A 10454-nucleotide genomic window follows, 5' to 3' on the forward strand; every position below is an offset into this window, starting at 1 on the left:
AATATGTTCAAAAAAATTCTATCAAAACTAGAGGCCATTATTGCCATTGCTCAATCATTACTTAGTCCGAAACAGTTCATTTTTATGTCGGCAGTTTTGGTGGGTATTTCGGCTGCATTTGCTGTAATTGTTTTGAAAACATTTGCTCATGGCGTTTTTTCATTTGCTACCTATGTCAGTGGTATTTTGAAACTCGGATTTTTAAATAGTATTCTACCCATTATTGGAATTTTACTCACCGTTTTGGTTGTCAAAAAAGTGCTGGGTGGTTCTATTCAAAAAGGAACTTCTCAAATATTATATGCTGTTGCTAAAAAAGCGAGCATCATTCCCAAAAAACAAATGTATGCCCAAATTGTTACTAGTTCGTTAACCGTAGGCTTGGGAGGATCAGCTGGTTTAGAAAGTCCGATTGTAATTACCGGAGCAGCATTCGGGTCGAATTATGCTCAAAAATACAAACTCAGTTACAAAGACCGTACTTTGCTGATTGGTTGCGGAGTTGCTGCCGGAATTGCAGCTGCGTTTAACGCTCCAATTGCTGGTGTTTTATTTGCTATCGAAGTATTATTGGTCGATGTAAGCATTGCTGCCTTCACACCAATTATGATTGCAGCTGCAACAGGCGCTTTGGTATCGGTTATTGCCTTAAATGAAGAAATTCTGCTCTCGTTCAAGCGCCAAGAAGATTTTGATTACCACAACATCATTTACTACGTTTTACTTGGCATGTTTACTGGTTTTGTATCAGTTTATTATTCTCGTAATTTTCAACGCGTCGAACATTTCTTTTCTCGATTAAAACTAACTCCTTACAAAAAAGCGCTTTTTGGCGCCTCTATTTTAGCCATATTAATTTTTATTTTTCCGACACTTTTTGGCGAAGGCTACGAAAGTATTAAAACTTTATCCGAGAGCGATCCCGGTAAATTGTTAGAAAACACCTTGTTTGAAGGTTTTAGAGACAACAATTGGGTTTTACTTCTTTTTGTGGGTGCAACTATGATGATCAAAGTATTTGCTTCAGGAATCACTCTTGGCAGCGGCGGAAACGGGGGTAATTTTGCGCCCTCACTATTTTTAGGATCGTATGTTGGTTTTTTCTTTTCAAAACTGATTAACCTTATCGGGTTGACAAAACTACCTGTGAGCAATTTCACCTTGGTAGGAATGGCTGGAATTTTAAGTGGTTTGTTTCATGCGCCACTCACAGCCATATTCCTTATTGCTGAAATTACGGGTGGTTACAACTTGATGATTCCGCTTATGATTGTAGCATCAATCAGTTTTGCCATCTCCAAACGTTTTGAAAAACACTCAATGGATGTGAAAAATTTAATCAAAAAAGGACACGCCTTTACCAGCAACAAAGACACGAACGTACTCTCGACTCTTGAAACAAGCGCCATCATACAAACTGATTTTTTGACTGTAACTGCTAACGAAAATTTAGAGCGCTTAGTCGACCTAATTTCACACTCCAACCAAGTGATATTTGCAGTGGTAGACACGGAACAAAACCTAGTTGGAATTGTACATTTCAATGACATTCGTGAAATTATTTTTAACAATTACCGCGTAAAATACACTTTGGTACACGAAGTCATGACAGCCCCAACTGCGGTAATTTCGCCCGAAGATTCTATGGGAGTGGTTATGAATAAGTTCGAAAGCGCTAACAAAGCCTTTTTACCCGTGTTAAAAAACGATAAATATTACGGATTCATCTCTAAATCAGTTGCTTTAGAGGCTTACAGAAGCAAGCTAAAATCGATGACAATAGAATAATTGAATGTAGAAAAAAAGCAGACCTATAAGCCGGATTCTGTATCTCGATTACTCGAAACCCTTATCATTTATCTAGATCCAAAATTACTTTTGAACTCAAGCTATCTACCCTTCAGCAACGAACGAGAAGCCCTTAAATGCTGATATACTTGATATTTCACCGCATAGAGTTTACCTGGTTTCACTACAGCATTACCTGTACATACTTTCTGTTGCACTTGTCCTAATCGCGTTCGTAAAAACGCAACCGACGGGTGTTACCCGCTATGCTTCTCTGTGGTGTCCGGACTTTCCTCCCTCCCGATAAATCGGGACGACGATAAGGCGGTCTGCGAGGCAAATTTACACTATTAAATCGATTTTCATTCAGCACAAAGCTACTTTATCCCCTAACTAAGCAAGCAACTGATATCAAATCATTTAAAGCTGTACATGTTGTCAATTTGAACAAAGAAGCATACGGAACTTGGAACAAGTAGATTCAAAAAAGACGTTCAAACTAATTTTTCATGTCTTTAAAATACTCTTTTTTAGGAGCTTTTTCCAGCTATCCGCTACAATCTTATGCGCCATCCCGAGGTGTCGGGATTGGCGCATAAGGATTTTCACTACTATCTGGGCTAAGTCTATCCATCGTTAGGTTACACGCTTAAAATTCTAAAATCTTTCAATCCTTAAATTTTTAAAGCAGCAAATTAAAGTCTATATTTGCTATCCAAAATTAAGATTTTTATGGAGCAATTTGTAGTATCGGCACGTAAATACCGCCCGCAAACATTTAAAGACGTTGTAGGGCAAAAAGCCATTACCAATACTTTATTGAACGCCATAGAAAGCAATCACTTGGCTTCCGCACTATTGTTTACGGGACCACGTGGAGTGGGAAAAACTACCTGTGCCAGAATCCTAGCTCGCAAAATCAATCAACCCGGTTATGATGACCCAAATGAAGATTTTGCTTTCAATGTTTTTGAACTTGATGCCGCCTCAAACAACTCTGTTGATGACATTCGTAATTTAATTGACCAAGTTAGAATTCCACCACAAACAGGTCAGTACAAAGTATATATTATTGATGAGGTGCACATGCTATCATCGGCAGCTTTTAATGCTTTCTTGAAAACGTTAGAAGAACCGCCTAAGCACGCCATTTTTATTTTGGCCACGACCGAAAAACACAAAATCATTCCAACGATACTTTCTCGTTGTCAAATTTTCGACTTCAAACGCATCACTGTAAAAGACGCTAAAGAGCACTTAGCCGAAGTCGCAACTAGTCAAGGTGTCGTTTTTGAAGATGACGCACTGCATATCATTGCCCAAAAGGCTGATGGAGCCATGCGTGATGCTCTATCTATATTTGATCGTGTGGTGTCGTTTTGTGGTAAAAACTTAACACGACAAGCAGTAACTGAAAACTTAAATGTTTTAGATTACGAAACCTACATCAATGTCACCGATTTAATTCTGGAAAATAAAATTCCAGACCTATTGATTGCCTTCAATGAAATTTTAGCCAAAGGTTTTGATGCACATCATTTTGTATCGGGCTTGGCTACACATTTTAGAGATTTATTAGTATCAAAAAACCCTGCTACTTTAACACTTTTAGAAGTTGGCGAAGCAGCACAGCAAATGTATGCAACGCAATCACAAAAATGCAGTCAAGATTTTTTACTTCAAGGAATTGAAATTGCAAACGACTGTGATTTGAAATACAAAGTCAGTCAAAACCAGCGACTCTTAGTCGAACTTTGCTTGATGCAATTGGCCTCCATCACTTTTGATGGAGAAAAAAAAAAGTTGAGCAATTTATAATCCCGCCCATACATTTCCGTAAATCTGATTATTCAATTGTTGATAATAGTTCTAACACAACCGCTGCTGCTACAACAGCCGAAGTAGTAAACGTAACTACGACAACTACAGCTGAACAACCTAAACCATTGGCGCCCGTTGAAGCAAAACCAAATCCTATTGTAGCACCCGCAGCATCTAGACCAACAGAAGGAAAAGTATCTGCATTTTCACTCGCCAGCATTAGAGCTAAAAAAGCACTAGAGGAAAGCACCAAAGGCATTGTAAAAGAAGTATTGCACTTACCAACAGAACCTTTTACCGAGACTGAAATGCTTGTATATTGGAACAAATATGCACAACGCTTAGGAGAAAAAGGTTTTAAAATAATGGAGTCGCTTCTTTTGATTAACGACCCAAAATTAAACGGAACAGCTATTACTATTGAACTTCCTAATGAGGGTTCAAAGTTAGATTTTGAAAGAGAATTGATTGGATTGTTGGGCTATTTACGTGGTCACTTACACAATCACGACATTACTATTGAGGTGATAGTAAATGAAACAATAGAACATAAACGCAGTTTTACAGATCAAGATCGCTACAACCGCTTTTTAGAAATCAATCCAAACATTGAGCTTTTACGCACAACATTCGGATTGGATTTAGATGCTTAATTTATATTTTACCAAAGTACATGGCTTTTACAATTCCGTCAGAAAGTCCAATTTTTGGCACATAAATCTGTCGAGCTCCACTCCATTTCATGGCATTCAAATAAATTCGAGTAGCCGGAATAATTACATCAGCACGATCCGGATTTAAGCCTAATTCTGCAACTCTTTGCTCATACGATAAGGAGTTCAAAAATGCATATTGAGAGTTGATATAAATGTATGAGAGAGGCTTTTCTTGTGGCTTTCCAGACATTTTAAACAACTTATTGATGTTTCCTCCAGAACCAATTAAAGTTACCTCTTCGTAATCTTGCGTGTTGGTTTTGATCCATTTTTCAATTTCGTCCCAAACCACATCGCAAACCATATTATTTAACAAGCGCACCGTTCCTGCTTTAAACGATCTCGAATTAATCATTTTACCATTCGAAAACAGAGTGAATTCAGTACTTCCGCCGCCTACATCAACAAACAAATAGGTTTGATCTGTTTTTAGCAAATGATGCAAATCTGTTGAAGCAATAATAGCTGCTTCCTTTTTTCCATCAATAATTTCAATCTTAATATCAGCCTTTTTCTTAATGATTGCCACCACCTCTTTGGCATTGTAAGCTTCGCGCATGGCAGAGGTTGCAAAAGCCATATAACGCTCTACTTTATGCACTTTCATAAGCAAGTTGAATGCCTTCATAGCATCGCACATGCGGTCAATATTTTCAGGTGAAATTTCACCTACTGTAAAGGCATCCTGCCCCAAACGAATGGGCACACGTACCAGGGAACTTTTATTAAATTGTGGCTCTTTACCGTCTTGCTCTACAATGTTTGCAATCAGCAATCGCATGGCATTTGAGCCAATATCTATTGCTGCATACTTTTTAATTTTAATCATTTTTTACTGCTGTTATTTCTTTGCAATTACACTGTTTTTTTCATAAAAATCGAATACAAAAAAGACTCGCTAATTTTGTGCCAATTCTTCGTTATGAGCAAGTTCATCTAATTTTTTTTGGTAATATTTGTACGTTTCTAATTGTGCTCTAAAAATAGGATTATGATTGCGCGCTCGGTATTTGTTATCTAATTTATAGGAGTGAAAACGGGCTTTTACATTTCCTTTCCAAGCGATATCAAAATTAGCAATCAATTCATTTTTAATATTTTGATCATAAATAGGACATGTAACTTCTACACGGCCGTCTAAATTACGAGTCATAAAATCGGCCGAAGAAATATACACTTCTGTTTGCCCTGCATTGCCAAAAATATACACTCTTGAATGCTCTAAATAATTATCAACAATACTGATGGCTTCGATATTTTCACTCATGCCTGCAATGCCCGGAATCAAAGAACAAATACCTCTAATTTCGAGCTGAATTTTTACACCTGCTCTACTCGCTTCGTATAATTTATCGATCATTTCTAAATCAGACAAACTATTCATTTTAAGTTTAATATGTGTTTTTCTTCCCGCTAATGCGTGTATGATTTCTCGATCAATCAGTTTAATAAATCTCGTTCTGGTGTAATGCGGAGAAACGATCAAATGCTTGTAACGATGCACGCGATAATTGATGTCAAAAAACTCAAAAATACGCATGATGTCTTTTAGAATTTGTTGGTGACTTGTAAAAAGAGTAACATCAGTATATATCTTGGCTGTTGACTCATTGAAATTACCCGTTGAGATAAATCCGTAACGTTTGATTTTGAGATTTTCTACTCTTTCAATAACACATATTTTACTGTGTACTTTCAGTCCTTTGATACCAAAAATAAGTTCAATACCTTCGAGCTGCATTTGCTCTGCATACGAAATATTTGAAGCTTCATCAAAGCGCGCTTGTAATTCTATTTGAACCGTAACTTTCTTACCGTTTTTCGCAGCATTAATCAATGAACTGATAATTTGCGAATTCTTGGCTAAACGGTATAACGTAATTTTAATTGAAATTACTTTTGGGTCTAATGCCGCTTCGCGCAAAAACTTAGTCAAATACGAAAATGATTGGTAAGGAGCATGAAGCAAATAATCGCGTTCGCTAATTTTTTCGAGCATACTTCCTTCTAAACTCAAACCAGGAATTGGCAACGGATCATTGGTTTGATAGAGTAAATCTTGTCTTCCTAAATTTGGAAAATTCATATAATCTCTCCTATTATGATACCTTCCTCCAGGAATGATACTATCGGTAGAAACGATTTTCATTTTATCCAAAAAGAAATTCAAGGTGTCTGGCTCAATCAATTGATCGTATATAAAACGAACCGGCTCACCAATACGTCGGTCTTTGACACTAAGAGTGATTTTTTCAATCATACTTTTACTTAAATCACTATCGATATCTAATTGCGCATCTCTAGTAATTTTAATCATGTGTGCAGAAACACTTTCGTAGTCGAAAATATTAAAAATGTTGCTAAGATTGTGACGGATTACATCATCAAGCAAAATAATGTATTGTTTTTCATTGACTGTAGGCAATACCACAAAACGATTTATCGCAGTTGGAATTTCGATGACTGCGTAACGCACCTCGGCAGTTTGATTCATCACTAATTTTACCGCCAAGTAACCAGAAGTATCTTTTAAAACAGGAAACTCAGCCAAATCGTTAAGGATAATTGTAACCAACTCAGGGCTGACTTTTTGGATAAAAAAATCTTTCAAAAAAAGTTCTTGCTCGGCATTGATATCAGCCTCAGTGATGATGAAAATGTTTTTAGTTTCCAATTCACTTTCGATGATATTCAGAATTCGCAAACTTTCGGACTGCTGTTGAATTACAATTTCGGTAATATCTTTCACTAATTGTTGCGCCGAGATACCACCAAGATATTTTTCGCCAGTAATTCCAGTTAAGCTCAAACGTCTAATTGCGGCAAAACGAACTCTAAAAAATTCGTCTAAATTATTCGAAAATATACCTAAAAACCGAAGTCGATCGAGCAAAGGAACCGATGAATCTCCCGCCTCCTGCAACACGCGAGCGTTAAATGCCAACCAACTTTTTTCACGATCAATATATTTGTATGCAACTGCTTTATTCATTTTAAATCTTTGGGAAATAGAACCTTTATTGTTTTACCTTTTTTCTTAAAATTCCAATCTTCGCTTTCAAATTGCATTGCCACAAAACCTGAAGTGGATACATTACCCACAGGTACAGAGCCAAATTTATTTACAAAATCAGTCAAGGCATTATTATGTCCGAAAACGATTAAATTATCAATATCCTTTGGACAACTTCTTATAACTTTTTCCAGCTGCTTGGATTCAAAAGTATAAAGGTCGTGTTTGTAAATGATACTATCAAGAGGGAAGCCAACATTTTGAGCAAAAATTAACGCCGTACTGGTTGTTCTTTTTGCCGCACTACACCAAATCGTATATGATTTTGGCAAAAAATCCTTTGCATGAAGCGCTATTAGATGAGCATCATTGATACCTTGACACGTTAAACCTCGGTCAAAATCTTGCATTGGAACTTCCCAACTAGATTTAGCATGTCGAATCAAAATAAGTTCTTTCATAAATTCTCATATTAAAAACCCTAATTAATAAACATTGAAAGTTACAAGAAATAAAACACTATTACAAACAAATATAACTTTGGAAAAAGAAAACAAACTGAAACAAATAGCTCCCAGCACTAAAATATGGAATACTAATTGCCTGCTTACAATACCAAAAAAGTAGTTCTTAATGAAAAAAGTTACCTCAAATAAAAAAACAAGTAGAAGTACGTAGAAAATGTAATTCAACGGTTATTTGAGTTTTTAAAAGAAAAAATAATGTTAATAGAGTTTTAACATATAATTTAGCCGAGTATTAATGGCTGCATACGCAGATACGAAATCAATAAGATTTAAATTATTAGTTAATAATTAAAATTATTTTCGCTTAAAGGACTAATTTAATGAAATATAAGTAAAAATAGGTGCGAAAAAAACAGAATCTATCAACTGAAATTTTACTAAAATGAAGGCGATTTAAAACCATAGCTTTGCTTTTTTCGAATACAGAAGACACAAAACATTAAACAAACAGGAACCAATAATAAAATAAGGCTGTTTTTCCTCAAAATAAAATAAAAATATGAGCAACATTACTCACAGAAATTTAAAATTAATCCAGGGATTTTTATTCATTGTATTTTTTTTCATCTCCCTTGCTAGTTACAGCCAAACACCGAGATTTACTGACCCTACATTGTACTCTGGAACTGACAAAACAGTAGGTGCTAAATACCGATATACAAATGTAACTACTGTGAACGGTACAAATGTTGATGCAATTTTGTCGATTGTTCGCATTAGCGACGCCACAATAGTCGACATCGATAACCCTAATAATGGTAGCGGAAGTTTGAGAGATCGCTTTCAGCCTGTAATATCAACAAGAAGAGCAAATGGTTTTGTTGAATTTAATTTTGATTTTTACAAAGCAGGTACTTATGGTACAGCTCAAGAACTAAAAATCGATTTAAGTTCCTTCACCTTTGAAGCACTAGATTTGGATGGAAGTGAATTTTTTGATGTAGTAAGACCATCAAACGAATTGATAATTTTAGAATTAAATAGTTTTCTAACTATTCTTCCAAATTTAATTAATCAATTTACTAGAATCCAAGGACCATCCAATTCTGTAGATCCAATAAGTATTAGTAATACGAGATATATTGCTGCGATCAATTATGGTAATGTTAATTCTTTGCCTTTCAGATTAGGAAATAGCACTCAAACAAGTAATAGACAAAGTTCAATAAGTTTTGGGGAAGTTACGTTTTCAATCCCAACAGCTCCAATTGCAAATAACGATAGTAAATTATGTAATACTAGCGGAGCGGTAAGCATTGATGTCACAGCTAATGATGTAGATGCAAACAGAAATTTAAATACGAATTCAGTTGATTTGAACCCAACTGCTGTGGGTAGACAGACCACTTTATCTGTAACCAATCAAGGTAATTGGTCTGTAAGTAATACTGGTGTGGTAACTTTTACTCCATTAGCAACTTTTAAAGGAGACCCAACTCCTATTAAATATACAATCAGTGATAGTACACCATTAGTATCGAATGAAGCTACCATAACAATTACATACACTCCCGAAAAACCAAGTGTATCCGTAACCTCTCAGCCTACTTGTTCTGTAGCAACAGGAACAATAACTGTTTCTTCACCAATAGGAAATGGACTGACATATAGTATTGACGGAACAAATTATCAAAACACAAGTGGGATTTTTACAAATGTCGCAGCAGGGACTTATTCTGTAACAGCAAAATCATCTAGTGGTTGCATATCAAGTACTACTTCTGTAACAATTAATAACCAGCCGGTAACTCCTAGTGCTCCAGTTTCTGGAGGAAATCAAACTGTATGTAGTGATGGCACTACAACTCAAACATTAACGGCAACTGCAACAGGTGGAACCATAACTTGGTACGATGCATCAACTGCTGGAAATGTAGTTAATGCTCCAACCCAAGTTGGTGTAGGAACTAAAACTTATTACGCGGAAGCGTCAAACGGAAGTTGCTTTAGTTTGACTAGAACTGCAGTTACTTTAACAATTACTCCTTTACCAGGACAACCAATTGCAACAAATTACGAATACTGCCAAGATGCAATAGCCCAGCCGCTAAGCGCTAATGCAAGTTCAGCTGGAGGGACATTATTTTATTTTAATTCGTTAACAGGCACTGCACAAACAAGTATAACTCCAAGTACGAGTACTGCAGGGCAGTTTACCTATTATGTTGCCGAACAACGTAATTCGTGTTTTGGTCCAAAATCTCCGATAACTGTAATTGTTCACCCTAAAACAATTATTACTTCACAACCGACTTCAAAATCTATTGTCTACGGAAATAGTACTTCGTTTACCGTTTCAAGTTCTAATGCCACTGCTTTCCAATGGCAAGTGAATACTGGATCTGGTTTCAGTAATATAACAAACAATACTATATATGGTAATGCAACAACTTCAACACTTACAGTAACTAATCCTACTGTAAATATGAATTCATACCTATATAGAGCAATATTGACTGGAACAGGAAATTGTAACCAAATAACATCAAATGAAGCAACACTTACTGTTACACCTAAAACTGCAACTGTAGTAGCTGCTGATAAAACGAAAGTATACGGTGACGTTAATCCAGCTTTGACTGCAACTGT

At 36.0% G+C, this 10454-nt stretch carries 7 protein-coding genes and 1 other RNA gene; 4 read left to right on the forward strand and 4 right to left on the reverse strand.

Annotated elements, in window-relative coordinates:
- Nucleotides 1-3 precede the first annotated feature (3 nt).
- Nucleotides 4-1788, forward strand: coding sequence for a chloride channel protein (locus tag G9Q29_RS12530; RefSeq protein WP_166137878.1), 1785 nt, complete (start codon nucleotides 4-6; stop codon nucleotides 1786-1788).
- A gap of 10 nt (nucleotides 1789-1798) precedes the next feature.
- Here the strand turns inward: G9Q29_RS12530 and rnpB are convergent.
- Nucleotides 1799-2124: RNase P RNA component class A (rnpB, locus tag G9Q29_RS12535), an RNA gene on the reverse strand.
- A gap of 396 nt (nucleotides 2125-2520) precedes the next feature.
- Here rnpB and dnaX point away from each other — a divergent pair.
- Nucleotides 2521-3606 carry a DNA polymerase III subunit gamma/tau gene (dnaX, locus tag G9Q29_RS12540; RefSeq protein WP_166137880.1) on the forward strand — a complete coding sequence of 362 codons (1086 nt, stop codon included), beginning with the start codon at nucleotides 2521-2523 and terminating at the stop codon, nucleotides 3604-3606.
- Nucleotides 3607-3734: 128 nt separating this feature from the next.
- A complete protein-coding gene (locus tag G9Q29_RS12545; protein ID WP_225872942.1) occupies nucleotides 3735-4262 on the forward strand; it encodes a DNA polymerase III subunit gamma/tau in 528 nt (175 codons plus the stop codon).
- A gap of 1 nt (nucleotide 4263) precedes the next feature.
- Here G9Q29_RS12545 and G9Q29_RS12550 read toward each other — a convergent pair whose 3' ends face one another.
- From G9Q29_RS12550 to G9Q29_RS12560, 3 genes are all read right to left on the reverse strand, one after another.
- On the reverse strand, nucleotides 4264-5154 hold the full coding sequence (locus G9Q29_RS12550) for a Ppx/GppA phosphatase family protein (protein WP_166137883.1): 891 nt from the start codon (nucleotides 5152-5154) through the stop codon (nucleotides 4264-4266).
- Nucleotides 5155-5223: 69 nt separating this feature from the next.
- Nucleotides 5224-7317 (reverse strand): polyphosphate kinase 1, encoded by a 2094-nt coding sequence (ppk1, locus tag G9Q29_RS12555; RefSeq protein ID WP_166137886.1) that lies wholly within the window; start codon nucleotides 7315-7317, stop codon nucleotides 5224-5226.
- Complete coding sequence (locus G9Q29_RS12560; RefSeq protein WP_166137889.1) at nucleotides 7314-7799, reverse strand: SixA phosphatase family protein; 486 nt, start codon at nucleotides 7797-7799, stop codon at nucleotides 7314-7316. Before G9Q29_RS12560 ends, ppk1 begins: the two co-directional genes overlap by 4 nt.
- Nucleotides 7800-8364: 565 nt before the next feature.
- Between G9Q29_RS12560 and G9Q29_RS12565 the strand changes: the two genes are divergently transcribed.
- The coding region (locus tag G9Q29_RS12565; protein ID WP_166137892.1) for an Ig-like domain-containing protein at nucleotides 8365-10454 on the forward strand (2090 nt) is incomplete at its 3' end.

This window comes from Flavobacterium turcicum, from assembly GCF_011365745.1.
Taxonomy (GTDB): Bacteria; Bacteroidota; Bacteroidia; order Flavobacteriales; family Flavobacteriaceae; genus Flavobacterium; species Flavobacterium turcicum.